At 39.5% G+C, this 24,102-nt stretch carries 27 protein-coding genes; 18 read left to right on the forward strand and 9 right to left on the reverse strand.

What is annotated here, in order from left to right; genetic code table 11:
- Nucleotides 1-607: 607 nt before the first annotated feature.
- Nucleotides 608-1,378 carry a Cof-type HAD-IIB family hydrolase gene (locus FZC88_RS02195; protein ID WP_148993500.1) on the forward strand — a complete coding sequence of 257 codons (771 nt, stop codon included), beginning with the start codon at nucleotides 608-610 and terminating at the stop codon, nucleotides 1,376-1,378.
- A 49-nt stretch (nucleotides 1,379-1,427) separates the two neighbouring features.
- On the opposite strand, the gene def is transcribed toward FZC88_RS02195, so the two are convergent.
- Nucleotides 1,428-1,982 carry a peptide deformylase gene (gene def / locus FZC88_RS02200; protein ID WP_148993501.1) on the reverse strand — a complete coding sequence of 185 codons (555 nt, stop codon included), beginning with the start codon at nucleotides 1,980-1,982 and terminating at the stop codon, nucleotides 1,428-1,430.
- A gap of 333 nt (nucleotides 1,983-2,315) precedes the next feature.
- Between def and FZC88_RS02205 the strand changes: the two genes are divergently transcribed.
- The 5 genes from FZC88_RS02205 to lpdA all read left to right on the forward strand — a co-directional run bounded on the left by FZC88_RS02205 (nucleotide 2,316) and on the right by lpdA (nucleotide 8,527).
- The gene (locus FZC88_RS02205) at nucleotides 2,316-2,975 is read left to right on the forward strand and encodes a YkyA family protein (protein WP_148993502.1); all 660 of its coding nucleotides are present in this window, start codon (nucleotides 2,316-2,318) and stop codon (nucleotides 2,973-2,975) included.
- A gap of 519 nt (nucleotides 2,976-3,494) precedes the next feature.
- Complete coding sequence (pdhA, locus tag FZC88_RS02210; protein ID WP_148993503.1) at nucleotides 3,495-4,610, forward strand: pyruvate dehydrogenase (acetyl-transferring) E1 component subunit alpha; 1,116 nt, start codon at nucleotides 3,495-3,497, stop codon at nucleotides 4,608-4,610.
- Nucleotides 4,611-4,613: 3 nt separating this feature from the next.
- The gene (locus FZC88_RS02215; RefSeq protein WP_044337544.1) at nucleotides 4,614-5,591 is read left to right on the forward strand and encodes an alpha-ketoacid dehydrogenase subunit beta; all 978 of its coding nucleotides are present in this window, start codon (nucleotides 4,614-4,616) and stop codon (nucleotides 5,589-5,591) included.
- Between the two features lie 157 nt (nucleotides 5,592-5,748).
- Complete coding sequence (locus tag FZC88_RS02220; protein ID WP_148993504.1) at nucleotides 5,749-7,113, forward strand: dihydrolipoamide acetyltransferase family protein; 1,365 nt, start codon at nucleotides 5,749-5,751, stop codon at nucleotides 7,111-7,113.
- Between the two features lie 4 nt (nucleotides 7,114-7,117).
- Nucleotides 7,118-8,527 (forward strand): dihydrolipoyl dehydrogenase, encoded by a 1,410-nt coding sequence (lpdA, locus tag FZC88_RS02225; protein ID WP_148968600.1) that lies wholly within the window; start codon nucleotides 7,118-7,120, stop codon nucleotides 8,525-8,527.
- 116 nt (nucleotides 8,528-8,643) lie between these two features.
- On the opposite strand, the gene FZC88_RS02230 is transcribed toward lpdA, so the two are convergent.
- Nucleotides 8,644-9,039 carry a hypothetical protein gene (locus FZC88_RS02230; RefSeq protein ID WP_148993505.1) on the reverse strand — a complete coding sequence of 132 codons (396 nt, stop codon included), beginning with the start codon at nucleotides 9,037-9,039 and terminating at the stop codon, nucleotides 8,644-8,646.
- 300 nt (nucleotides 9,040-9,339) lie between these two features.
- Here FZC88_RS02230 and FZC88_RS02235 point away from each other — a divergent pair, with 300 nt between their 5' ends.
- From FZC88_RS02235 to FZC88_RS02245, 3 genes are all read left to right on the forward strand, one after another.
- Nucleotides 9,340-9,588 carry a hypothetical protein gene (locus FZC88_RS02235; protein WP_148993506.1) on the forward strand — a complete coding sequence of 83 codons (249 nt, stop codon included), beginning with the start codon at nucleotides 9,340-9,342 and terminating at the stop codon, nucleotides 9,586-9,588.
- A gap of 65 nt (nucleotides 9,589-9,653) precedes the next feature.
- A complete protein-coding gene (locus tag FZC88_RS02240; RefSeq protein WP_148993507.1) occupies nucleotides 9,654-10,493 on the forward strand; it encodes a polysaccharide deacetylase family protein in 840 nt (279 codons plus the stop codon).
- 276 nt (nucleotides 10,494-10,769) lie between these two features.
- Nucleotides 10,770-10,889, forward strand: coding sequence for a GapA-binding peptide SR1P (locus FZC88_RS02245; RefSeq protein ID WP_148968604.1), 120 nt, complete (start codon nucleotides 10,770-10,772; stop codon nucleotides 10,887-10,889).
- A 95-nt stretch (nucleotides 10,890-10,984) separates the two neighbouring features.
- Here the strand turns inward: FZC88_RS02245 and FZC88_RS02250 are convergent, their stop codons facing one another.
- Nucleotides 10,985-12,454: an aminotransferase class I/II-fold pyridoxal phosphate-dependent enzyme gene (locus tag FZC88_RS02250; protein ID WP_148993508.1), complete on the reverse strand. Its 1,470-nt coding sequence runs from the start codon at nucleotides 12,452-12,454 to the stop codon at nucleotides 10,985-10,987.
- 299 nt (nucleotides 12,455-12,753) lie between these two features.
- Here FZC88_RS02250 and FZC88_RS02255 point away from each other — a divergent pair, with 299 nt between their 5' ends.
- Nucleotides 12,754-13,710 carry an NAD(P)H-dependent flavin oxidoreductase gene (locus FZC88_RS02255; RefSeq protein WP_148993509.1) on the forward strand — a complete coding sequence of 319 codons (957 nt, stop codon included), beginning with the start codon at nucleotides 12,754-12,756 and terminating at the stop codon, nucleotides 13,708-13,710.
- Between the two features lie 31 nt (nucleotides 13,711-13,741).
- Nucleotides 13,742-14,014, forward strand: coding sequence for a UPF0223 family protein (locus tag FZC88_RS02260; protein ID WP_148968607.1), 273 nt, complete (start codon nucleotides 13,742-13,744; stop codon nucleotides 14,012-14,014).
- Nucleotides 14,015-14,080: 66 nt separating this feature from the next.
- Here FZC88_RS02260 and FZC88_RS02265 read toward each other — a convergent pair whose 3' ends face one another.
- Nucleotides 14,081-14,701, reverse strand: a complete 621-nt coding sequence (locus FZC88_RS02265; RefSeq protein WP_148968608.1) for a YktB family protein — start codon at nucleotides 14,699-14,701, stop codon at nucleotides 14,081-14,083.
- Between the two features lie 179 nt (nucleotides 14,702-14,880).
- Between FZC88_RS02265 and FZC88_RS02270 the strand changes: the two genes are divergently transcribed.
- Together FZC88_RS02270 and FZC88_RS02275 are read left to right on the forward strand one after the other, a co-directional pair.
- Nucleotides 14,881-15,075, forward strand: coding sequence for a hypothetical protein (locus tag FZC88_RS02270; protein WP_113968360.1), 195 nt, complete (start codon nucleotides 14,881-14,883; stop codon nucleotides 15,073-15,075).
- 310 nt (nucleotides 15,076-15,385) lie between these two features.
- A complete protein-coding gene (locus FZC88_RS02275) occupies nucleotides 15,386-16,183 on the forward strand; it encodes an inositol monophosphatase family protein (protein ID WP_148993510.1) in 798 nt (265 codons plus the stop codon).
- Between the two features lie 45 nt (nucleotides 16,184-16,228).
- Here FZC88_RS02275 and FZC88_RS02280 read toward each other — a convergent pair whose 3' ends face one another.
- Nucleotides 16,229-16,414: a YlaF family protein gene (locus FZC88_RS02280; protein ID WP_148993511.1), complete on the reverse strand. Its 186-nt coding sequence runs from the start codon at nucleotides 16,412-16,414 to the stop codon at nucleotides 16,229-16,231.
- Nucleotides 16,415-16,691: 277 nt separating this feature from the next.
- Between FZC88_RS02280 and typA the strand changes: the two genes are divergently transcribed.
- Together typA and FZC88_RS02290 are read left to right on the forward strand one after the other, a co-directional pair.
- Nucleotides 16,692-18,530 (forward strand): translational GTPase TypA, encoded by a 1,839-nt coding sequence (typA, locus tag FZC88_RS02285; RefSeq protein WP_148968611.1) that lies wholly within the window; start codon nucleotides 16,692-16,694, stop codon nucleotides 18,528-18,530.
- A gap of 22 nt (nucleotides 18,531-18,552) precedes the next feature.
- Nucleotides 18,553-18,861, forward strand: coding sequence for a YlaH-like family protein (locus tag FZC88_RS02290; protein WP_148993512.1), 309 nt, complete (start codon nucleotides 18,553-18,555; stop codon nucleotides 18,859-18,861).
- A gap of 57 nt (nucleotides 18,862-18,918) precedes the next feature.
- Here the strand turns inward: FZC88_RS02290 and FZC88_RS02295 are convergent, their stop codons facing one another.
- Nucleotides 18,919-19,362 carry a hypothetical protein gene (locus tag FZC88_RS02295; protein ID WP_148993513.1) on the reverse strand — a complete coding sequence of 148 codons (444 nt, stop codon included), beginning with the start codon at nucleotides 19,360-19,362 and terminating at the stop codon, nucleotides 18,919-18,921.
- Entirely contained in the window at nucleotides 19,352-19,552 is a 201-nt protein-coding gene (locus FZC88_RS02300) for a YlaI family protein (protein ID WP_148968613.1), read from the reverse strand. The genes FZC88_RS02295 and FZC88_RS02300 overlap by 11 nt, the downstream gene beginning before the upstream one ends.
- Before the next feature lie 189 nt (nucleotides 19,553-19,741).
- Here FZC88_RS02300 and FZC88_RS02305 point away from each other — a divergent pair, with 189 nt between their 5' ends.
- Nucleotides 19,742-20,197, forward strand: coding sequence for a pyridoxamine 5'-phosphate oxidase family protein (locus FZC88_RS02305; RefSeq protein ID WP_148968614.1), 456 nt, complete (start codon nucleotides 19,742-19,744; stop codon nucleotides 20,195-20,197).
- Nucleotides 20,198-20,247: 50 nt separating this feature from the next.
- Here FZC88_RS02305 and FZC88_RS02310 read toward each other — a convergent pair whose 3' ends face one another.
- Entirely contained in the window at nucleotides 20,248-20,850 is a 603-nt protein-coding gene (locus tag FZC88_RS02310) for a YhcN/YlaJ family sporulation lipoprotein (protein ID WP_397541163.1), read from the reverse strand.
- A gap of 178 nt (nucleotides 20,851-21,028) precedes the next feature.
- Here FZC88_RS02310 and FZC88_RS02315 point away from each other — a divergent pair, with 178 nt between their 5' ends.
- A complete protein-coding gene (locus FZC88_RS02315) occupies nucleotides 21,029-22,357 on the forward strand; it encodes a PhoH family protein (protein WP_148968616.1) in 1,329 nt (442 codons plus the stop codon).
- Between the two features lie 90 nt (nucleotides 22,358-22,447).
- On the opposite strand, the gene FZC88_RS02320 is transcribed toward FZC88_RS02315, so the two are convergent.
- Entirely contained in the window at nucleotides 22,448-22,945 is a 498-nt protein-coding gene (locus tag FZC88_RS02320; RefSeq protein WP_148993515.1) for a peptidyl-prolyl cis-trans isomerase, read from the reverse strand.
- Between the two features lie 136 nt (nucleotides 22,946-23,081).
- On the opposite strand from FZC88_RS02320, the gene glsA reads away from it, so the two are divergent.
- A complete protein-coding gene (gene glsA / locus FZC88_RS02325) occupies nucleotides 23,082-24,008 on the forward strand; it encodes a glutaminase A (RefSeq protein ID WP_397541004.1) in 927 nt (308 codons plus the stop codon).
- The last annotated feature ends 94 nt before the right edge of the window (nucleotides 24,009-24,102 follow it).

A 24,102-nucleotide genomic window follows, 5' to 3' on the forward strand; every position in this document is an offset into this window, starting at 1 on the left:
TTTACCATAGAGGACGGTCCTCACTCTAACTCTTCTAAATGAACCTATCATTTAAGTAGGGATGAATCATCTTGTTTATGTATGCTATAAATTATAAAGGATTCTTTCGTGTAAATAAAGTTTTTGAGAGAATCCTTCATTAAATCATTACAAAAATAGAGAAGAGGGACTGAACCAATGGAGACAAAAAGCTCACTAGTGGCATCAGTCCCTTATTATTTGTGTAAACGTATGACAGTATAGCCGAATTGCATATTTTTTAATAGTGTAACTGCTTAAGTTCGTTCGGCAGCATGAAATACTATGCAATCGTTTTTTTTCTAAGCAATTCTTTCCACTGTTTTAAAAGCTTCTTTCTGAGCTTTTTTAACATGGTGGATCACTCCTTATCAATAGTTTACCGAGATTTTCCTTTGAAGTAAAGGGAAGATAATACCGAAGTCTCTGTTGTCTTACTTATATTGTACGGAATTTATTGAATCTCTTACATGGTTAAGTTTGGTAAATGAGAGCGTCTGTGCTCATTCATTGACATTTATGCCACAAAGGATTACTTTAAACAACGGGTAAAACAGATGATCGATTACGTATGAAAAGGAGATTGGATATGTCTAAAATAGTTTTCTTCGATATAGATGGTACACTGCTTGACCACGATAAGAAGCTGCCTCAAGCAACGAAAGAAGCCATCCAAACATTACAATCCAACGGTACTTATGTAGCAATTGCAACTGGCAGGGCTCCATTCATGTATGAGAGCCTGAGGGAAGAATTAGGAATCGAGTCCTTTGTTTCCTTTAATGGGCAGTATGTGGTTTTTGAAAATGAGGTAATCTACACAAATCCATTAAGAATCCAGACATTAGAAGAGTTGCTTGAGGATGCTTACACGAAGGAACATCCGGTGGTTCACTTGAATCATCAAACGATGAAGTCAAACCAGAAGCACCATAAATATATTGAAGAGAGTATGGGAAGTTTAAAATTTCCACATCCAGATTATGCCCCGGATTTTTATAAGGATAGAGATATTTATCAATCCTTGTTATTTTGTACAAAGGAAGATGAGAGCTTTTACAGGGAGAAATACAGTGACTTCACGTTCATACGCTGGCATCAATTTTCCATGGATATCCTGCCAAAAGGAGGATCGAAAGCAGAAGGCATCAAAAAGATGATCGCAAAGCTCGGCTTTAAAATGGAAGATGTATTTGCGTTTGGAGACGGATTAAATGATATTGAAATGATTCAATCCGTTGGTACCGGTGTTGCCATGGGGAATGCCGTGCAAGAAGTACAAAGACATGCAGATTTGATCACGAAACACGTCGATGACGATGGAATATATCATGGCTTGAAGGAACTTGAATTAATATAATGAATAACAAAAAAGACTTCTTCTGATAACGTGAAGAAGTCTTTTTCTATTATCTTTCAATGGCAATCGCATCCGGAATCGGCTCGAATGGGTTCTTCGGATTGATATGGTCGTAGAACATAATCCCATTCAAATGGTCGATTTCGTGTTGGAACACAATGGATGGCAGGCCCTTTAAACGCAGCTTCACTTCGTTTCCATCCACATCCCAGCCCTTTACCGTCACTCTGGCATAGCGTGGAACAAATCCTGGTACATTTCTGTCAACCGATAAGCACCCTTCACCGGATGTTAAATAAGCTTTCTCGATTGAGTGGCTGATAATTTTAGGGTTGAATAAAGCATAGCTGTATAGTTTCCCTTGATTGTCTGTCACATTGACAGCTAACATCCGCTTGGAAATATTGATTTGAGGTGCAGCAAGGCCAATCCCGGGTCTGAGCCCATACTTATTTGCAGTTTCAGGATTTTGGCTGTTTACTACATACTCCAATAAGCTTCTTAATGTTTCCTGGTCTTCTTTTGATGGCGGTATAGCCACTGCCTTTGCCACCATTGTTAATGTAGGATGCCCCTCACGGATGATGTCATTCATCGTAATCATTGATTTTCCTCCTCAGGTACGGTAGAGATATGGATGTAAAGGCGTAACATGTCTTTACAGGACACTTACAGACAAGACCTTTTATCAATTGTATCTCTACTTTATTCATTAAAATTATCTATTATGTATGATAATAGTCTATCATTTCACTCCGGAAAAGTTAATGAATGAGATTTATTATAAGGTGGAATACTCACAGCGTAAATGACATATTTATTTTAATAGGAAGATTAGTCTAATCGACATTTTTTTCCACAGTTGTAAATCCCTATTGTCAAATGTTGTAGACATAGATATAGTAGAAGGTGGTAAATAGTTAAGGGGGATCTAGTTGTGTCGAAATTTCGTTTTGCTTTCATTTTAGGAGCCGCTATCTTTGTATTAATGGGCTGTGTCGGTGGTTCTTCACCCGAAGAGAATATGTATAATGTTCTTGAAGAAACAGTATCTAAAGAAGGTCAATATGTTGAAGTTCAAAAACCTCTTCAAGAATTAGAAGAAAAAGAAAAAGAGATTTATACTAAGATAATGGATCTTGGGATGAAAGAGTTTGACCAAATTGTAAAGCTTTCCGATGAAGCTCTGGACAACATCAAAAAAAGAAAAGAATACATCGATAAAGAACGTATGTCCATGAGTGAGGCCGAGGAAGAGTTTGCGAAAGCAGACGAATATGTTGATAAGTTAGAAAGTCAGGATCTTAAAAAGGAAGCAATAAAGCTGAAAGAAACGATGGAAGAACGTTATCAGCTTCATGAAAAGCTAACATCTTCTTATCTGGATGCGCTATCTCTGGATAAAGAACTTTATAATATGTTCAAAAAGAAAGAGCTTACAATGGAAGAGCTCGAAAAACAAATCTCCTCTATTAATGACCAATATGAAAAAATAGTGAATTATAATGAGGACTATAACAAAAAGACAGAAGAATTCAATAACATGAAACAAACATTTTATTCGAGCGCCGGTCTTGATGTAAAAGAATCAGAATAAAGAAGGATAAAAAGTGATAGACGAGAAAAACTTCCTCGACTATCACTTTTTTTGTCTTTGTACGCAAAAATAATTATCAAAATTCGTTGTAGGTCACAAGATAATCACTTGGTATAGGAGATTAGTGGCATCCTTACTCTATAACAGATAAAGTTGTTACAGGTGTTTATATATAACAGGGTTTGTGTAAGTATTGATACAGTTTTGAAAAGAATTGGTAGAAAAAAATTTCGGGCTCACTTGGAAACAAGAATTTATAATACTTTGTCGTTGACTTCCTGAATTTCTATATTGTAAACTAGTAAAGGTATTCATGGATTGTATTAGTCGATGTGACATTGTGACTGATACAGATAAGCTCGAATGTAATTTCGGGTTTTCTTTCTTGGTATTTGTGGAAAACTAGTAATAGTGTGTGTATCCGCAAGTATTGTGGTAGGTCATACTGAATTTGGGTAATCTAAACTTTGTATGTAAAAAAACCAAAATAAATGTATAAAGAAAGGATAGGTGACTTCGATGGCTTCTAAATCAAAGAAGGCACAATTCGATGCAGTTAAGACGCTCGAACAAATTGAAGACAAGTTTGAAATGTTCCAAATTTTGAACGAAGAAGGCGAAGTAGTAAACGAAGACGCAATGCCGGAGATCTCTGATGAGGATCTTCAGGAATTAATGCGTCGTATGGTTTATACTCGTATTCTTGATCAAAGATCAATCTCCCTGAACCGTCAAGGACGTTTAGGTTTCTATGCACCAACAGCTGGACAGGAGGCATCACAAATTGCTTCCCACTTTGCTTTAGAGAAGGAAGATTGGATCCTGCCTGGATATCGTGATGTTCCACAAATCGTTTGGCACGGACTTCCGTTAGCTCAAGCATTCTTATTCTCACGTGGACACTTTAAAGGAAACCAGCCTCCAGAAGGAGTGAATGTATTATCACCACAGATCATCATCGGTGCTCAATACATCCAAACTGCCGGGGTGGCATTAGGTCTTAAGAAACGTGGTAAGAAAGCTGTTGCCGTTACATATACAGGTGACGGTGGATCTTCACAAGGTGATTTCTACGAAGGAATTAACTTTGCAGGTGCGTACGCAGCTCCAGCGATTTTCGTTGTTCAAAACAACCAGTTCGCAATCTCGACACCACGTGATAAGCAAACTGCCGGCCGTACAATTGCTCAAAAAGCGGTTGCTGCTGGTATCCCTGGTATATTAGTGGATGGAATGGATCCATTAGCAGTGTATTCAGTCACATTAGAGGCTCGTAATCGTGCTGTAAATGGTGAAGGTCCTTCACTGATCGAAACACTTTGCTACCGTTATGGACCTCATACAATGGCTGGTGATGATCCAACTCGCTACCGTACTTCAGAAATGGATACTGATTGGGAAAAGAAAGATCCATTGGTGCGCTTCCGTAAATTCTTAGAAGCTAAAGGATTATGGAGTGAAGAGAAAGAAAATGAAGTGATCGAAGAAGCGAAGGAAGATATCAAACAAGCTATTAAAGAAGCAGATGGAACTCCTAAACAAAAAGTTACTGATTTCATTAACAATATGTATGAAGAGCTTCCTTACAACCTGAAAGAACAATTAGAAATCTACAAAGAAAAGGAGTCGAAATAAGCCATGGCGCAAATGACAATGATTCAAGCGATCACTGATGCACTGCGCACAGAACTACGCAACAACGAAGACGTTTTAGTTTTTGGTGAGGACGTAGGTCTAAACGGTGGTGTATTCCGTGCAACGGAAGGACTTCAGAAAGAATTCGGTGAAGACCGTGTATTCGATACTCCACTAGCAGAATCAGGAATCGGTGGTTTAGCAATCGGTTTAGCATTAGAAGGTTACCGTCCAGTACCTGAAATCCAATTCTTTGGTTTCGTTTATGAAGTAATGGACTCAGTAAGTGGACAAATGGCGCGTATGCGTTACCGTTCAGGTGGAACGTATACTTCTCCAATCACAATCCGTTCCCCATTCGGTGGTGGAGTACATACTCCAGAACTACATGCGGACAGCTTGGAAGGATTGATGGCTCAGCAACCTGGTCTGAAAGTTGTTATTCCATCAACACCTTATGACGCAAAAGGTTTATTAATTTCATCTATCCGTGATAATGACCCTGTCATTTTCTTGGAGCACATGAAATTATACCGTTCATTCCGTCAAGAGGTTCCAGAAGAGGAATACACAATCGAACTTGGAAAAGCGGATGTGAAACGTGAAGGTACAGACCTTTCCATCATCACTTACGGAGCTATGGTACACGAATCCTTAAAAGCGGCTGAAGAGCTTGAAAAAGAAGGCCATTCTGTTGAAGTAATCGATTTACGTACAGTTAGCCCACTGGATATCGACACAATCATGGCATCTGTTGAAAAAACGAACCGTGCCATTGTTGTTCAAGAGGCTCAAAAACAAGCCGGTATTGCAGCGAACGTTGTTGCTGAGATCAATGACCGTGCAATTCTTAGCCTTGAAGCTCCGGTACTTCGAGTAGCGGCGCCAGATACAGTGTACTCTTTCTCCCAAGCGGAGCCAATCTGGTTACCGAATCACAAAGATGTTCTTGAAACGGCGAAAAAAGTACTTAACTTTTAATGGGTGAGGAGCATTCATGCTCCCCCTTAATATTCAAGTGAAAACAGAAGGGCATTCCACCCTTCTCTTTTCCAATTATAGATATAAGAAAATTAGACAGATATAAGTTTTACATTCATCTATTTTTAATCATTATTCAATACAGGAGGTAGAGTCCATGTCATTCGAATTCAAATTACCAGACATTGGTGAAGGTATTCATGAAGGTGAAATCGTAAAATGGTTTGTTAAGCCTGGCGATAAAGTTGAAGAAGACGATGTACTATGTGAAGTCCAAAATGATAAAGCAGTAGTAGAAATTCCATCTCCGGTAGCAGGAACAGTTGAAGAGCTTCTTGTTGACGAAGGTACTGTAGCAGTTGTAGGTGATACACTGATTAAGTTCGATGCACCTGGTTACGAAGATCTTCAGTTCAAAGGTGACGATGGGGAGAAGAAAGAAGCTCCTAAAGCTGACGAGAAAACAGAAGGTCAAGTTCAAGGAACAGCGGAACAAGGTCAAGATGTCAAGAAAGATGCATCACCAGAAGCTGTTGAAGAGAAATCTGAAGGTGTGAATCAAAGTGCTGCTGACGCAGAAGTTGATCCTAATAAGCGTGTCATCGCTATGCCTTCCGTTCGTAAGTATGCGAGAGAAAACGGTGTGGAGATTCGCCAAGTATCCGGTTCTGGTAAAAACGGACGTGTCGTTAAAGAAGATATCGATGCTTTCTTAAACGGAGATTCTAAGCCGGCTGAAACTGCTGAAGAAGCGAAAGCAGAAGAAAAAGCACCAGAAGCTGATTCTAAAGCGGCTGCACCTAAAGCTCCAGAAGGTGAATACCCTGAAACTCGCGAGAAAATGAGTGGTATGCGTAAAGCAATTGCGAAAGCAATGGTAAACTCTAAACATACAGCACCTCACGTAACATTAATGGATGAAATCGATGTAACGAAACTTTGGGCCCACCGCAAGAAGTTCAAAGAAGTTGCAGCTGAAAAAGGTATTAAATTAACATTCTTACCTTACATCGTTAAAGCATTAACAAGTGCCTTACGTGAATACCCGGCACTAAACACATCCATTGATGATTCAACGAGCGAAATCGTTCAAAAACATTATTACAACATTGGTATCGCTGCAGATACTGACAAAGGTCTATTAGTACCTGTTGTGAAAAATGCTGATCGTAAATCTATGTTCTCAATTTCTAATGAAATTAACGAACTAGCTGGAAAAGCTCGTGATGGTAAACTTTCTGGTGATGAAATGAAAGGCGCTTCATGCACGATCACGAATATTGGTTCTGCCGGTGGACAATGGTTTACTCCGGTAATCAACCACCCAGAGGTTGCAATCCTTGGAGTTGGACGTATTGCAGAAAAACCTGTAGTTAAAAATGGTGAAATTGTAGCAGCACCTGTGTTAGCATTATCATTGAGCTTCGATCACCGTATGATCGACGGAGCTACTGCTCAACATGCACTTAACCATATCAAGCGTTTGTTGAACGATCCAGAATTATTATTAATGGAGGCGTAATACAATGGTAGTAGGAGATTTCCCAATTGAAACAGATACGATAGTTGTCGGATCAGGTCCTGGAGGATATGTAGCTGCAATCCGTGCAGCACAACTTGGACAAAAAGTAACGATCATTGAAAAAGAAAATTTAGGTGGAGTATGCTTAAACGTTGGTTGTATCCCATCTAAAGCTTTGATCACAGCGGGTCACCGTTTTCACAATGCTCAACACTCTGATGACATGGGCATTGTTGCTGAAAACGTAAAAGTGAACTTTGATAAGGTTCAAGAGTGGAAAGCTGGCGTTGTTAAGAAATTAACTGGTGGTGTTGAAGGTCTCCTTAAAGGAAACAAAGCAGAAATCGTTCGCGGTGAAGCTTACCTTGTAGATGCTAATACACTTCGTGTGATGGACGATAACTCTGCTCAAACATACAAGTTCAAGAACTTGATTCTTGCAACAGGTTCACGCCCAATTGAAATCCCTAGCTTCAAGTTCTCTAAACGCGTACTTGATTCTACAGGTGCCCTTGCATTGGAAGAAATCCCAAGCAAGCTTGTTGTTATCGGTGGAGGTTACATCGGAACTGAGCTTGGTACTGCGTATGCAAATCTTGGATCTCAAGTAACAATCTTAGAAGGTGCTGACGATATTCTTAGCGGATTCGAAAAGCAAATGACAGCAATTGTGAAAAAAGATCTTAAGAAAAAAGGTGTAGAGGTCGTTACCAAGGCGATGGCTAAAGGCGTTGAAGAAAGTGACAGCGGCGTTGTCGTTAAATATGAAGTAAAAGGCGAAGAAAAATCTGTTGAAGCTGATTACGTTCTAGTAACGGTAGGCCGCCGCCCGAATACGGATGAAATCGGTCTTGAAGAAGTTGGAATCGAGATGACAGACCGCGGAGTTGTCAAAATTGATAAGCAATGCCGCACAAACATCCCGAACATTTTCGCGATCGGTGATATCGTAGATGGACCACCACTTGCTCACAAAGCTTCTTACGAAGGTAAGATTGCTGCTGAAGTCATCTCTGGTGAACCAGCAGAAATCGACTACCTTGGTATTCCAGCTGTGTGCTTCACAGATCCGGAATTAGCTACAGTAGGTTATTCTGAAGCTCAGGCGAAAGAAGAAGGCATCGAAGTAATCGCTGCTAAATTCCCATTCGCCGCTAATGGCCGTGCATTGGCACTGAATGCTACAGATGGTTTCATGAAGCTTGTAACTCGTAAAGAAGATGGTTTAATTATCGGAGCACAAATCGTTGGTGCAGGAGCATCAGACATGATTGCTGAACTTGGACTGGCTATTGAATCCGGTATGACAGCTGAAGATGTTGCAATGACTATTCATGCTCACCCAACACTAGGTGAGATTTCCATGGAAGCAGCAGAAGTTGCTATGGGTAGCCCGATTCACATCGTAAAATAATGTAAGTTAATCAAGGAGTATCCCGATTTGCCGGGATACTCCTTTTACTATTTAGTACTATTAAAAAAAGGGATTGAAGCGTTTTTTGCTTCAATCCCTTTTTTTATTCCCGAAATTTATTGATCCCAACTTTCGATTGCGCTTGAAACGGGTTTTATTATGTCTTCTTTAGTAATATCGCCTTCCACTTTACATATGACCTGATTGTTTTCTACCACAACGATTGCTGGAGAAGTCGGGGGAGAATCTGCTATTTTATTTGGTGCTTCGGTATTGAGGCTCACTACCTTTAAACGTTTAAGGCTATCAGGGTACTGTTTTTTCAGCTCAATGATTGCATCGTAGTAGGGTATTTCTTTAGAAACGTTTCGTTCATCGGTAAAAAAGATAACCTGTTTTTCTATAAACTGATCTTCTGCTAAAACAACTTTGTTGGAAGAAATATAATCACATGAAGTCAAAAGCAACATCGTGGAAATGATTAGTATTGCTAAAGCGAGTATATGTTTCATACATCATCCTCTTTTCTTAAACGATGCTATGAACTTTGAATTTGTAAATAAATGACTTTTGTACTGATCTTCAGTCACATTTTATCATATGAAAAATCATAAAAGGGTCAAGTCATTGAAATGTTACATAATTGAAAAGACATACATAATGAAAGTAATCATAAAAGAATATACTATATTAATACGATGATTGAAGGCTGCTCTACGCCTTTATTAAATAATCATAAGGTTTCAATCCAAGAATAGGGGTAAATAAAAAGAAGGAAGTTTAAAATAAATCATTCAAAGGATGTAATGAACATGAAATCGTATATTGCTTTTTTGGTTCAAATGATTTTATGGAGTGTTTTCTATATAGCTGAATGGATGTCTGATAAGGATCATTTAGAATATAAGTGGATCATGTTTGTTATATTTTTTTACTTGGCGTTTATTGCTGCGAAGAAAATCGTTCAGTCAAGGAAGCTGACCTTATTTATAACTTCATTCAGTTTAACGTGCTTTTTTGCCTTCAAAGTAGTATTTGAAAATTTAATGGAAATATTTTAATTCTTTCCCAGATTTACTAAAGAATATGTTAAAATATTCAAAGTGAATACGGAAAGGTGATAGACATGAAAAAGATTTTAGCATCTGGCTTAACTCTACTACTATTAACAGCATGCTCGAGTGAACCAACAACCATTAAAGAAGAAACCAAAAAGCCTGATCAGTCTGTAGTGGACAAAGAGAGCGATAAGACAAGTGATGGTGCCGCTTCACAAGAAAGCGATAATGAACAAGAAGAAAAAGCTGAGCCGTCAGAAGAGGCGGTTCAATCAAAGGACTATATGATCAATGAAAATAACTGGAGCATTAATCCTATAGGAGATGCGAATCCCAAAGTGGTTCTCCTTACGATCGATGATGCACCGGATCAACATGCTCTACAAATGGCAAATGATCTCAAAGCACTGAATGCTCCTGCTATCTTCTTTGTAAATGGTCATTTTCTTGATACACCAGAAGAAAAAGAGACTTTAAAAAAGATTCATGATATGGGATTTGCGATTGGTAATCACACATACAGTCACAGCAGTCTTAAAGAAATCTCTCCTGAAAAGCAAAAAGAAGAAATTGTGTCACTAAATGATCTTATTGAATCCATCATTGGAGAACGACCAAAATTCTTCAGGGCTCCATTTGGTCAGAATACTGACTATAGCCGACAAATTGCAGCAGAAGAAAAGATGTCACTAATGAACTGGACATACGGATATGATTGGGAAAAGCAATATCAGAACAAAGAAGCAATCACCGATATTATGGTTAACAGCCCTTACCTGAATGATGGGGCAAACCTGCTCATGCATGATCGCACATGGACGAGCGAGGGTTTATCTGATATTGTAAAGGGCCTGCGGGATAAGGGATATGAAACCTTGGATCCAAATAGAATAAAGACCGTTGAATAATGTAAAAAAAGCTGCGTGAAAGAAGCCTTTCTTTCACGCAGCTTTTTTATTTGTTCTTCCTCACACAAAGTTCAGTGTATAAACCTACATAAAAATCAGGCATGTTATTGAAAACACTTACATATAGTTTAATGTTTAATAGTATGATTGATTAAGAGAATAAAAAGTTAAATATGTTATACAAATTAGGCTTGATATTTTAAATGTGTTATATTATTATAGAAACAGATAAGATAAAGCGTTTACAAAAAAACATCGTGAAGGAGAGGAAAAAAGATGGGAACAATTGTATGTCAATCATGCCTTAACACTATCGATCACTACGAGGATGAGAAGGTTTCTGTTTTATTCTCTAACTGCTGTGATTGCAACGACGACAAAGAATTAGACGACTGAAACCTGCAAAGGGGTGCAGGGAGTGAAAATGTCTTAAAGGGGTTCTTATAAATAAAAGGATGAAGAAGGGTGGGGCCTTCTTCATCCTTTTTTGTTTATCTTATCGCTCTATGCTCTTTAATGACTCTCAAGTGACGTAAATCATAATCTTCAGGGCCTTGTACTGGCAGACCTGCTTCTATATTGGTTTTAATATAATTGATGTTTTCCTTGGTGATGATTTCACCAGGGATGAAAATCGGAATTCCTGGAGGATAGACCATAATGAATTCAGCGATTGTTCTTCCGACAGACGCATCAATTGGAATGACCTCGGTATCTGCGTAAAAAGCATCTCTGGGAGTAATGGAAAGAACAGGTATGTCAGGCAGCATAACCTTAACTGGTGTCATATCTCCATGTTTTTTAAGACTTTTCACCAGCTCTTTTAAAGCCATGACCAATTGATCCCCCTCCACATTAGTGTCACCAGGAGTGATGATGCAAAGGATGTTATAAAGGTCAGACATTTCAACCTCAATATTATGGGCTTCCCGTAGCCACTTCTCTGCATCGAATCCACTTATTCCTAAATCTTTCACAGACACAATCAACTTTGTTGGATCGTAGGCATAGGTGGCTTTCGTTCCAAGGATTTCTTCACCTACACAGTATAAACCGTCAATTTCGTTGATCTGCCTTCTGATTTCCTGTGACAGTTCAATCGTCCTGGTGATGAGCTCGCGACCTTCAGTGGCCAGCCGTTTTCTTGCAACATCGAGGGAAGCCAGTAATAAGTAGGAAGTCGAGGTAGTCGTCAACATACTTAAAATGGTTTGCACCCGTTTCGATGAAACAAGTCCTTCTTTCATATTAAGGACAGAGCTCTGAGTCATAGAACCGCCAAGTTTGTGTACGCTGGTAGCCGCCAAATCAGCACCTGCCTGCATTGCTGAAAGGGGGAGCTCGTCATGGAAATGTATATGAACGCCATGAGCTTCATCCACAAGTACTGGAACGTTATATGAGTGAGCGATTTCTACAATCTTTTTGAGATCTGCAGAAATCCCGAAATAAGTTGGATTGATGACCAGAACACCCTTGGCATCCGGATTTTGTTCCAATGCTTTTGCTACTGCATCTGTTGTGATTCCGTGAGAGATTCCCAGGTCTTCATCAATGTCCGGGTGGATAAAGATCGGTGTGGCTCCTGAGAATACAATGGCAGACATAACGGATTTATGAACGTTCCTGGGAACGATGATTTTATCTCCGGGCCCACATACACTCATGACCATTGTCATGATGGCACCACTCGTTCCTTGAACAGAGAAGAAAGTATGATCGGCACCAAAAGCTTCGGCTGCAAGGTTCTGGGCTTTTTTTATCATTCCCTTAGGCTGATGTAAATCATCTAAAGGGCCGATGTTAATCAAATCAATGGAAAGGGCATTTTCTCCGATAAAATCCTTAAACTCAGGATCCATACCTGCACCTTTTTTATGACCGGGAATGTGAAATTGGACGGGATTTTTTTTACTATGTTCAATTAAGCCGGAAAATAACGGCGTTTCATTCTGAGACAATTCATTCAACACCTCTTTATATTCTTTATAGCATATTTAATAGCCATGCTAAAGTTATTATTATATAGGATTTTGCTCATGATTTCATAATTTTTCTTACTACATTTTCAACAAACAAATGAATTATAGCACTTAAGAAAATCTTTGCATAGTGGCACGTGCCCATCCATCGTTATTTTATTTTTACCGCCATTTATTATCTATTATTGTCTTTCAGTAACTCTTTTTTATTATGGTCCCATCAAGAAAAGGATTTTCCCTGCTTTATCGAGAATAGTTCAGTGAATGGAGGGATTCAATTGAATTGGAAAACGAGGGTAACAGAGTTATTAAACATTCAATATCCAATAATACAAGGTGGACTGGCACATCTTGCATATGCAGAACTGGCTGCGGCTGTGTCGAATGCGGGTGGTCTTGGTCAGATCACCGCCATGTCTTTAGCCAATCCTGATCAGTTACGAGAAGAAATCCTGAAGGTAAGGTCTTTAACGGATAAACCGTTCGGGGTGAACTTTGCCATCGGTCAACATGGACGCCTCTTTAGCGAGTTTGTTGACGTTGCCATTGAAGAGAAAGTTCCGGTCGTTTCCGTTACAGGAGGGAACCCGACTCCCCTGTTTCAACAACTCCAGGGAAAAGACATAGTTAAGCTTGTATTGGTCGCCTCGAAAAGACAGGCAATCAAAGCGGAAGAGCTCGGTGCGGATGCAGTGATGGTTGTTGGTCAAGAAGGAGGAGGTCACCTGGGGAAAGATGATATTGGTACATTCGTCCTGATTCCCGGAGTGGTGGATGCCGTTTCCATTCCGGTCATTGCTTCCGGAGGCGTAGGGGACGGAAGGGGATTGATGGCTGCTCTCAGCTTCGGTGCAGAGGGAGTTGAAATGGGCACGAGATTTATTGCTACAAAGGAATGTGTACATGCTTCTGAAGTTTATAAGCGTACCTTGATTGAAGGGGATGAGAATGGTACAGTAGTCATCAAACGATCTTTAGGGGCACCGGCAAGGGCCATTTCAAACTCGTGGACCAAACAGATACTGGATGCTGAAACATCGAACGCTGGCTATGAAGGATTAAAAGCATACATAAGCGGTGAAGCCAATAAACGTTACATTTACGATGGGGAAGTAGACTCAGGGTTTGCGTGGGCAGGACAAGTGATGGGATTGATCAATGACATCCCATCGGTTAAGGATCTCATTCAACGAATGATCTCACAAGCAGAGGGCATCCGGAAGAAATGGAATTAATACATCATCATTCAAGGAGTTGTTGTAAACAATGGAATATCAATATCCTTTTGATATAGACTGGTCAACAGAAGAAGTCATCGATGTTGTCGCCTTTTTCGAAGCAATCGAGAAAGCTTATGAAAAAGGTGTCTCCAGAGATGACCTTATGAATCGTTACAAGCGTTTTAAAGAAATCGTCCCTGGTAAAGCAGATGAAAAGAGAATTTGCAATGAATTTGAAGAATCCAGTGGCTATTCATCCTATCGTGTCGTAAAGAAGATGAAGGAGCTTCAGGACGCTGACAAAATTTCAATGAACTAAAACTAAAAGGACGACTGCCATTTTCGGCAGTCGTTCTTTCTGCATTTTTCCCAACCGTTATTTGGTTTAGTTCATTTTATAAAGGGGTAAAAGTGTTTCAAAGGCACTGTTAACTTCCTGGATAAATTCATCACCATTCAGCTTAACAGCTGTATCCCGGTCCAGATGAAGTCCGCAAAGAAGCTCAGCTTTTTTGACATTCTGTACTCTTTCACTTAAAGCGATGAATTCATCTTGTGACATGGAAGAAAAAGGGGAAGCGTCTGGCTTTGTATGATCTCCAGACCAAACAAAGTGACCAGGAATCAATGATCTTATCTTATCTGCATTTTCTTCAACTTTTTTACCGAATTCAACTTTATTTGGAGCTTCATAGATCATAGCGAACCAGACAAAAACATGGGTTTCCCATAACCCTATCTGAAAGTGTGGATGTTTTTTATAACCACGTTTGTTGTTCGCGAACGCAACCCAGGTATCATCAGGAGGGTTAACCGATCGACGTGCATGTTTAGCCACATGGTAAAACATCTCCGTTCCTGTTAATGCGCTTAAAGTGGGTGCGAAATGATCGCCTAAATAATCAAGTTTAGGTCTGATCTGTTCTTGAATGGCAGTCATTCGATCTTCTAACCCATTAATCGAGAAAACTTGGAAATCTTCTTGTTTGAAACCATTAAATTTCATGTTGTATCCTCCTTATAACCACCAATATCTTAACATAATGAGGTACAAGCTTGTAGTGAAGTGATTTATCTATGGGTGACTGCACATTTTAGTTACAAGATTGGATGATACTTCATAACATGTAGTAAATATTATCAGAACAATCAGATAAATCGAAAACTCGGAAGGGGTGTATGGCCATGAAACAAGTAATGAACACTTCTAAAAAACGTGATGTCCAACAGCAAAGAATGAATGTATTAAGACTTGAAATGGATTATGAACTAGCTGTATTGTTCGAAGCAATTCAAATGAAGAATAAAGAAACCCAGACCAAGTCCAAACAGAAACTCATGAGTATTCGGGAAGAACTAATGAAAATGAAGGCCTTATAAAGCTTTAATCCTTTCAGGTGGGTATAAAGTATACTGTCAAAAATTCGACTATTGGACGGCGAGCTCATAGGCATAGAGAGTTCGCTTTTTTGTGGTTAAAAATAACCCCGAATTTAAACAATCTAAACTTACGATGAACGATAAGGTAAATAACTTGAAACTGCCTCTAATTTCCATTAAGCTATTTAGCTATAGAAGAAGTTCATTGGGGCTCTTGTTTATAGAGGGAGTTTAAGTCGGATCTAATGAAAACGACCATATTAGTAATTAATAAGAAGATTTTGTTACGCAAATTGGAGGCTAATAATCAATGACAAATTGGACGGAATTAGATCAAAATGTAAGAACGTGGATACAGGAAGCCGGAGAAAGAATTCGTCAATCATTCAAGACAGAGTTGAATATAAAAACGAAGTCGAATCGAAATGATTTGGTAACCGATATGGATGAAGCAACAGAGCATTTCTTTACTGAAAATATCCGTAATACGTACCCGGATCATCAAATCCTCGGTGAAGAAGGGTATGGCGATGACTTTAAGGAGCTATCAGGTATCACGTGGATAATCGACCCGATCGATGGAACGATGAATTTTGTTCATCAACAACGAAATTTTGCCATTTCTATCGGCATCTATGATGGAGAAGAAGGTAAATTAGGATACATATATGATGTCGTCCATGATGAGCTGTATTTTGCAAATAAAGGAAACGGAGCTTATATGAATGATGTGAAGCTGCCGGAGCTTGAACCAGTACCGGTTCAGGATGCCATTGTAGCTTTAAATGCACTTTGGGTGACTGAGAATAAACGGATTGACCGAACAATCCTTGCACCACTCGTGAAAGATGTAAGGGGAACACGTTCCTACGGATCAGCTGCCATTGAATTGGCTTATGTCGCTTCAGGTAGATTGGATGCTTACTTAACAATGCGCCTGGCTCCATGGGATTTCGCAGCTGGGAAAATCATGATTGAAGAGGTTGGGGGAATTGTAACTGACCTGAATGGGGATCCTCTGAACCCGTTGAATAAAAGTTCGCTGTTTGTAGGAAAACCCGGGCTGCACCAAACCATCTTGACTGACTATCTAAAACGAAAGATATAAAGAAGGGAGACGGGCAATTTCATTGCTTCGTCCCCCCTTTTTAATCTACAATCGCCCTTCATCACGGTATTTCTTCTTTGTCTTGAAACCGAATCCCATCACAATAAATAGAAAAATGAAGCTTAAAATAGCAAGAAGGATGCTTTGTAAACTGATGGAAACTGCGATTCCCATAAGAGAAACAGCAGCTAATATAGAAAATAATACAAAAATCCATTTAATATTCCCCAAGATAAAACCTCCAAAAAATCATTTTCTTCATTAGATAAAAACCATGATTGCTCTTCCAATTAAATTTTACCTATCAATTCGCTAATGTGCAATGACTAGAGCATACAAATAAGCATAACGATGTGATTGAAGTTATTATGGAAACTTTTAGTGGGAAGAAAAGGCTTTATGAAATATTTATTAGGGCTTTTTTAAATGCTGTGATATAATGGTCTAGTTGAACTGAAATATATTATCTTTAATAGTATAAAGAAATCCAATATTCAGGAGTGGAAATATGAAATTAAGAAATGACCTTAGAAATATTGCTATTATTGCTCACGTTGACCACGGGAAAACGACATTAGTAGACGAGCTTTTAAAGCAATCTGGAATCTTCCGCGAAAATGAAACAGTTTCTGAACGCGCGATGGATTCAAATGATTTGGAAAGAGAACGCGGTATTACGATCTTAGCGAAAAATACAGCGATTCAATATAAAGATTCTCGTATCAACATTCTTGATACACCAGGACATGCTGACTTTGGTGGAGAAGTTGAACGTATCATGAAAATGGTAGATGGTGTTTTACTAGTGGTAGATGCGTATGAAGGCTGTATGCCTCAGACTCGCTTCGTTCTTAAGAAAGCACTTGAGCAAAACCTTACACCTATCGTAGTTGTAAATAAAATTGACAAGCCTTCAGCACGTCCGGAAGAAGTAATCGATGAAGTTCTGGAATTATTCATTGAACTGGATGCAAATGATGAACAGCTTGAATTCCCCGTTGTCTATGCTTCAGCTATCAACGGTACAGCAAGTATAGATCCAGATCCGGAAAAACAAGATGAAAACATGCAGTGTTTATATGACTCAATCATTGAGCACATTCCTGCACCAGTAGACAACTCTGAAGATCCACTACAATTCCAAGTTGCATTACTCGATTACAATGATTACGTTGGTCGAATCGGAATCGGACGTGTGTTCAGAGGGACAATGAAGGTTGGCCAACAGGTAGCATTAATGAAGCTTGACGGCTCTGTTAAACAATTCCGTGTTACAAAGATCTTCGGTTTCTTCGGATTAAAACGTGAAGAAATCCAAGAAGCAAAAGCGGGTGATTTAATCGCTGTTTCCGGAATGGAAGATATTAATGTTGGTGAAACGGTTTGTCCTGTTGAACATCAGGATCAACTTCCCGTTCTTCGTATTGACGAGCCTACACTTCAAATGACTTTCCTAGTGAACAACAGTCCATTTGCAGGTAGAGAAGGTAAATTTGTTACTTCAAGAAAAATCGAAGAACGTTTATTGGCTCAGCTTCAAACGGATGTAAGTTTACGTGTTGAACCAACAGATTCACCTGATGCATGGACGGTTTCAGGTCGTGGAGAGCTTCACCTTTCCATCCTGATTGAAAACATGCGTCGTGAAGGTTACGAATTACAGGTATCTAAACCACAGGTTATCATTAAAGAAGTCGATGGCGTGAAGAGTGAGCCTGTAGAACGTGTTCAAATTGATATTCCTGAAGAATATATGGGTGGAGTCATTGAATCACTTGGTCAACGTAAAGGCGAAATGCTGGATATGGTAAACAACGGTAATGGACAGGTCCGTTTAATGTTTATGGTTCCTGCACGTGGATTAATCGGTTATTCAACGGAGTTTATGACTCTTACTCGCGGATATGGAATCATTAACCACACATTCGACAGCTATCAGCCTCTGCAAAAAGGTCGCGTTGGCGGACGTCGTCAAGGTGTACTTGTTTCGATGGAAACAGGGAAAGCTTCTCAATACGGAATCATGCAAGTGGAAGATCGCGGTATTATCTTCGTTGAATCCGGTACAGAAATTTATGGTGGAATGATCGTTGGGGAACATACAAGAGAAAATGATATTACCGTTAATATCACAAAGCTTAAACAAGCGACAAACGTTCGTTCGGCTAACAAGGATCAAACTGTAACCATTAAAAAGGCAAGAATCATGACTTTAGAAGAATCTCTTGAATATCTAAACGATGATGAGTATTGTGAGGTAACTCCTGAATCGATCCGTCTTCGTAAGAAGATTCTTGATAAGAATGAACGTGAAAGAGCAGAAAAGAAGAGCAAGGTGTCTCAATAAACTAAGTGAGGGGGAGTAGGAAATGGATGTAACTGAGCGTTTGTCCTTTTTCGCATCCCTTTATCGTGTTGACCAGAACGCGGAAATGGGGATGTGGCTGCTTTATATAACCATAGTAGGGCTCTCAATCTTAGTGTATAAGCTCGGTTTTGCGAAGAAGCTGCCCGTAATGAAATCAATATTGATTTATTCTTTTCTTATTCTGGGATGCACCATATTAACCTTTCTCGGTATCTTTTTACCAGTAGCAGAAGGGTTAGTCGTTGCAGCTCTTATCTTAGTAATATATAAGATTCGTCTAACGAACGAAAAGAAAAAAGGCACCTTTTAAGCTGAAAAAAGCTGCAGTCTCTTATGAATGAGACTGCAGCTTTTTTTGTTATGTGGATCAACCCCGTACAGAAGATAGAATATATAGCGGAGGTAAGGACAGAGCGTATAGAAGATGTCCTGCTGTCCATAAGATAATTGCCTCACCATACAGTAAACCGGGTACATCTTTAATTGCCAGGTGCGAAAGAGGGAAATACAGGAACACAGTCGGGATTGTTAGCACAAGGGAGAGGACCCAGGAGCCCTTACCAGAAACGTTCAGCCTTTCCATCAAGTACACGAACAAGACCCCGATCACACATGAAATAACCAAGTGGAACAAAAACTCGATCCATTCAGGAAAGTTTGTTTCACCGAACACAGGGATGAAATCCACATTCAATAACAAGACGTATACCTTGATGCCTGTCAAAATCTGCATCCATTTTAGAAATAATCCTAATAGGGTACCGGAAGCAAGGCCAATAATAGTTCCTGAACAGATTTGTTTAAAAGTCATCTTCTACTTGAGGGGAACGGTAAAATCTGAAGTTCCCACTCGACACACGTTCTTCCGTCTTTTCTTTAATACGATCATGACACTTTTCACACATATACGTATGAATGGGCCGGTTACGCAATTTCTTCGCTTGTAAGGAATAATCATCAATATTTTCTATCACTTCACATAGAGCACATTTTACTCTCATACATTACACCTCAATTTGTTCTAATCATAAGTCTAGTCTTTTTAGTATATCATGTAGTATAGTCAAACGCTTTATTTAACTTTCCTGTATGCTTTTAACAATAGAATTTGGTATAGTATAATCAAGGTGGATCACGAATGAAATGAAGCACTAACAGAGAAAAAATGAGTCTGCATAAGGGGGGATTGTATGGCTAACCAAGTGGAACCCAGCTTGATTCCTGCACTTTTTGAAGAACTTCAATCAGAAAAATTTGTTACACTCGCGACAATCGATCACCAAACGCATGGACCTAATGTGAGTGCGATCTCTTGGATTTATGCAAAGGATGAACACACATTGTTATTTGCTGTTGATCAACGGTCCAGGATTGTAGAAAATATTAAGAACAATCCACTTGCCGTTGTGAATTTAATTGCAAATGAATCAACCTATTCCATAAGCGGAAAAGCAGGGGTGCGAGAGGAAAAACTCGTAGGAGTGCCTTTAAAGCTGACGCTTGTTAAACTTGCTATTGATGAAGTAAGAGATGTCATGTTCTATGGATCGAAAATATCTTCAGAACCTGCCTATGAGAAGACATATGATAAGACGGCCGCAGACCGTTTGGACCGTCAAGTAATTGAAGCCATGAAAAAAGCTTAGTACCCTAAGCTTTTTCATGGCTTTTTCTCATCTTTTAATTGATCACAGCATTATTCAATCTTATCATACGTTTGATTTTCTTGTTTTTCCTTTAGTTGTTTCTCTTTCGTGTTGTTCATTTTCTTTTTTGGTTCATTCGGAGCATTTTCAGGGTCTGCTTGCTTTAACGATCGAGGGATTTCAGGCATAAGTCTGCCTGATATATCAGCCAATTCATTCATGATTCCCTGGACCGGCTCGCCCCGTTGAATGTCTTTGCTGATTTCGTTCAAACGTGCATAAAGGTCCGGGTCAGCGATGACAACGGCTTCTGCACCGTAAGGGTCTTTTTGAAGCGCTTCTGCTACAGAATATTTGATTGAACCGACTTGTGAACGCTCAATGTCGGAATCGATATCGATTCCAACAAATGCATATTTTCCAAAGACTACGGCTGTTGCGTCTTTTACATCTGGTACACTCGTCGTCAGGTCAACTAAATGCCGAGAAATTTGCTGTCCTGATTTTCGTTCAACATGCTGGATGTTGCTATCCTGAACAGTGATCGGTTTATTGTTGTTACTGTTTGAATCATTATCATACCCGACCTCATCCTTGTTGGCGCATGCACCAAGAATGATGGTTACCATAAGTAGAGAGATGAGCTTAAACATGTGAATACCTCCCGATTTAGAATCAATATCTTTTCTTATTGTGTAATTTTCTTCTATCTTTATACGTTTATTCATATATTTTAAGAAACGGGCCGTCCTATTTGAGTAGCTGGGAATAACCGGATCAACATTGGCTACATACAATAGTAATAAGAAATCAGGAGCAGGAGGCATCGATTTGAATAAAATTTATGTATTAGATACCAATGTCTTATTACAAGATCCACAAGCCATCTTTTCGTTTCAAGATAATGAGGTGGTTATACCTGCAGTCGTTTTAGAAGAAGTGGACTCCAAAAAGCGTTATATGGATGAAATCGGAAGAAACGCTAGACATGTATCGAAACTGATAGATAATTTACGGCAACAAGGAAAACTTCATGAAAAAATCCCTCTATATACGGGAGGATCACTAAGAATTGAACTAAATCACCGCTCATTTCAGCAACTTCAGGAAATTTTTTTAGAAAAAACAAATGATAACAGGATTATTGCCGTGGCTAAAAACTTATCTCTCGAAGAAGAAGAGAAAAAGGATGGAAAATCGGTCATACTAGTTAGTAAAGACACCCTCGTACGGGTAAAGGCTGATGCGTTGGGATTACAGGCAGAGGATTTCCTGAGTGACCGGGTCATAGAGGTAAACGATATTTACACAGGTTTTATTGAACTTTACACCGAGAGAGAGTTACTCGACAAATTTTATGATAAAGGGGAACTGACCCTTACTGATATAACGAAACAACGATTTTATTCTCATCAATTCCTCATAATGAAGGATGCTCTTGGAAGCTCTGCTTCTGCACTTGGAATGGTGGATGCATCCGGACTGAAAGTGAAGAAGCTGGTATATGATCAAGAGCATATGTGGGGAATCAAGGCCCGCAATGTTCAGCAAACAATGGCAACTGAACTGTTACTAAGAGATGATATTTCGTTGGTAACCATGATAGGAAAAGCCGGGACAGGAAAAACCCTGCTCGCACTGGCGGCAGGTCTTCTTCAGACAGAGGACTTCAATAAATTCAATAAATTGCTCGTTGCGCGTCCAATTGTCCCGGTAGGGAAGGATATAGGTTATCTCCCAGGGGAAAAACAAGAAAAGCTCAGACCTTGGATGCAGCCCATTTTCGATAACCTCGAATACCTATTCAATACGAAAAAACCTGGTGAGCTGGATGATATCCTCGCGGGTATGGGCTCAATTGAAGTGGAAGCTTTAACATATATAAGGGGTAGAAGTATTCCAGATCAATATATCATCATTGATGAAGCCCAGAACTTAACGAAACATGAAGTGAAAACGATCTTAACCAGGGTGGGAGAGCGAAGTAAAATCGTTTTGATGGGAGATCCAGCTCAGATTGATCATCCATACCTGGATGAATACAATAACGGCTTAACGTATGTGGTAGAAAAATTTAAAGATCAAAAACTGGCCGGACATGTTAAACTCATGAAAGGTGAAAGATCGGGTCTTGCTCAACTTGCTGCTGATCTTCTTTGATACTGCCGAAACACAATAGTAACGTATGAAAAAACCGGTTCAGAGGTTCCTGAACCGGTTTTTTTTTCGAAATTGCGCTTGTTGATGTACTTATTCTACTCGAAAGGCTCTAACATCGGTAATGGGGGTATCTCTATTTGATCCGTCTTTGTAGTAGATATGAACGGGGCCATTTTCCTTTAGTGGCTTTCCGGCTTTTGAGAACCCGATAAGCAATTGATCTGCTTGTGCAAGATCCATGCGATATTCATCCGTTTCTGTTTCAACCACAAGAGATGCAGCATTCTCAAGAGGTTCTGCATTTGTAAGGAAAGGGGCAAACGGAATAGCGAAAGACCCGTTTAAAATCTTTTCCTTTTCATATTTTTTCTCTGTCTTAAGTGTAGGGGGATAGGTTGCACCTTCCTGAATTTCCCGTGACCAATGCTTGGATACGGCTTTTGTATATTCTTCCAATTCGTCAATCGTCTCATTCTTTTCATCAAAATATGTAGTCAAATCCACTTTTCGATCATCGAATATCCAAACGCCGGAATCCAGAGTTATCGTGAATTTCACTTTACCTTTTATCGGTACTATGCTTTCCAATTGAGACTCCTCCTCTCGCTGATAGATTCAGTATATCTGTTATTTAAACGTTTGTCACACAAAGCTGAAAGCATTTTCAACGTTTTCAATTGGTGAAAGTAGGGAAACTAAAGGTAGGACTAAAGGAGCTGATACGATAGTGATTAGAACTCAGGAGTTGTTGGAAGAATTAGTGGGAAAAGCAAGACCTTTTGCAGCTGAAGGAAAAGTTGCAGATTATATACCTGCACTGAAGGACCAAAACCCAAGTGATTTGGCAATAAGTATATATACTTTGGAAAACCATTCTTGTTATGCAGGAGATCATTTAAAGAAGTTCACATTGCAAAGTATATCGAAAGTCATCACTCTTGCTCTTGTCTTAATGGACTACGGGGAGGAACATGTCTTCTCGAAGGTTGGCATGGAGCCTACTGGTGATCCTTTTAATTCCATAGCGAAACTCGAAACACATAAGCCCTCCAAACCCCTAAATCCGATGATCAACGCAGGTGCACTCGCAGTCACGAATATGATCAAAGGAAACACAGGAATGGAAAAGTGGGGACGATTAATAGAGTTCATCAATCATATGACCGGGGAAACCGTATCATATAATGAAGATGTGGCTTATTCAGAGCTTCAAACAGCTAATTTAAACAGGTCGCTTTGTTATTTTATGAAGCAGCACGGTGTGATTACCGGAAATGTCGAAGATTTACTCGTTCTCTATACAAAACAATGTGCGGTGGAGATGAGCTGTGTCGACCTTGCTAAGATGGGGGCAGTTTTTGCCAATGATGGCGTTGACCCTGAAAGCGGGCGCGAAATTATTACGAGAGATGTTGCGAGAATTTGTAAAACGTTCATGGTGACTTGCGGGATGTATAATACTTCTGGAGAATTTGCCATTAAGGTTGGTATTCCGGCGAAAAGTGGGGTGTCAGGTGGTATCATGGGTGCTGTTCCCGGGAAGTGTGGAATCGGGATCTTTGGTCCTGCACTTGATAACGTCGGGAATAGCAGTGCAGGACTAAAGCTACTTGAAATGCTCAGTGATGAATATTCCTGGAGTATATTTTAACGAAGGATCACGCCCATAAGGGTATGTTTTATTAGCGAGTTCCGGATAGGCATTTTGTATAAGAATTTTCATGAGGAACACTCCGATATAATAA

Origin of the sequence: Rossellomorea aquimaris (assembly GCF_008180865.1) — a bacterium.
Lineage (GTDB): Bacteria > Bacillota > Bacilli > Bacillales > Bacillaceae_B > Rossellomorea > Rossellomorea yichunensis.

What these genes read in the sequence shown, in the direction of transcription:
- FZC88_RS02215 (WP_044337544.1), top strand. Translation starts at nt 4,614, where the DNA reads ATGGCGCAAATGACAATGATTCAAGCGATCACTGATGCACTGCGCACA.
- FZC88_RS02295 (WP_148993513.1), bottom strand. Translation starts at nt 19,362, where the DNA reads ATGACTTTTAAACAAATCTGTTCAGGAACTATTATTGGCCTTGCTTCC.
- def (WP_148993501.1), bottom strand. Translation starts at nt 1,982, where the DNA reads ATGATTACGATGAATGACATCATCCGTGAGGGGCATCCTACATTAACA.
- FZC88_RS02290 (WP_148993512.1), top strand. Translation starts at nt 18,553, where the DNA reads ATGGATGTAACTGAGCGTTTGTCCTTTTTCGCATCCCTTTATCGTGTT.
- FZC88_RS02300 (WP_148968613.1), bottom strand. Translation starts at nt 19,552, where the DNA reads ATGAGAGTAAAATGTGCTCTATGTGAAGTGATAGAAAATATTGATGAT.
- FZC88_RS02195 (WP_148993500.1), top strand. Translation starts at nt 608, where the DNA reads ATGTCTAAAATAGTTTTCTTCGATATAGATGGTACACTGCTTGACCAC.
- FZC88_RS02270 (WP_113968360.1), top strand. Translation starts at nt 14,881, where the DNA reads ATGAAACAAGTAATGAACACTTCTAAAAAACGTGATGTCCAACAGCAA.
- FZC88_RS02305 (WP_148968614.1), top strand. Translation starts at nt 19,742, where the DNA reads ATGGCTAACCAAGTGGAACCCAGCTTGATTCCTGCACTTTTTGAAGAA.
- pdhA (WP_148993503.1), top strand. Translation starts at nt 3,495, where the DNA reads ATGGCTTCTAAATCAAAGAAGGCACAATTCGATGCAGTTAAGACGCTC.
- lpdA (WP_148968600.1), top strand. Translation starts at nt 7,118, where the DNA reads ATGGTAGTAGGAGATTTCCCAATTGAAACAGATACGATAGTTGTCGGA.
- FZC88_RS02275 (WP_148993510.1), top strand. Translation starts at nt 15,386, where the DNA reads ATGACAAATTGGACGGAATTAGATCAAAATGTAAGAACGTGGATACAG.
- FZC88_RS02245 (WP_148968604.1), top strand. Translation starts at nt 10,770, where the DNA reads ATGGGAACAATTGTATGTCAATCATGCCTTAACACTATCGATCACTAC.
- FZC88_RS02220 (WP_148993504.1), top strand. Translation starts at nt 5,749, where the DNA reads ATGTCATTCGAATTCAAATTACCAGACATTGGTGAAGGTATTCATGAA.
- FZC88_RS02235 (WP_148993506.1), top strand. Translation starts at nt 9,340, where the DNA reads ATGAAATCGTATATTGCTTTTTTGGTTCAAATGATTTTATGGAGTGTT.
- FZC88_RS02260 (WP_148968607.1), top strand. Translation starts at nt 13,742, where the DNA reads ATGGAATATCAATATCCTTTTGATATAGACTGGTCAACAGAAGAAGTC.
- FZC88_RS02310 (WP_397541163.1), bottom strand. Translation starts at nt 20,850, where the DNA reads ATGTTTAAGCTCATCTCTCTACTTATGGTAACCATCATTCTTGGTGCA.
- FZC88_RS02240 (WP_148993507.1), top strand. Translation starts at nt 9,654, where the DNA reads ATGAAAAAGATTTTAGCATCTGGCTTAACTCTACTACTATTAACAGCA.
- FZC88_RS02230 (WP_148993505.1), bottom strand. Translation starts at nt 9,039, where the DNA reads ATGAAACATATACTCGCTTTAGCAATACTAATCATTTCCACGATGTTG.
- FZC88_RS02265 (WP_148968608.1), bottom strand. Translation starts at nt 14,701, where the DNA reads ATGAAATTTAATGGTTTCAAACAAGAAGATTTCCAAGTTTTCTCGATT.
- typA (WP_148968611.1), top strand. Translation starts at nt 16,692, where the DNA reads ATGAAATTAAGAAATGACCTTAGAAATATTGCTATTATTGCTCACGTT.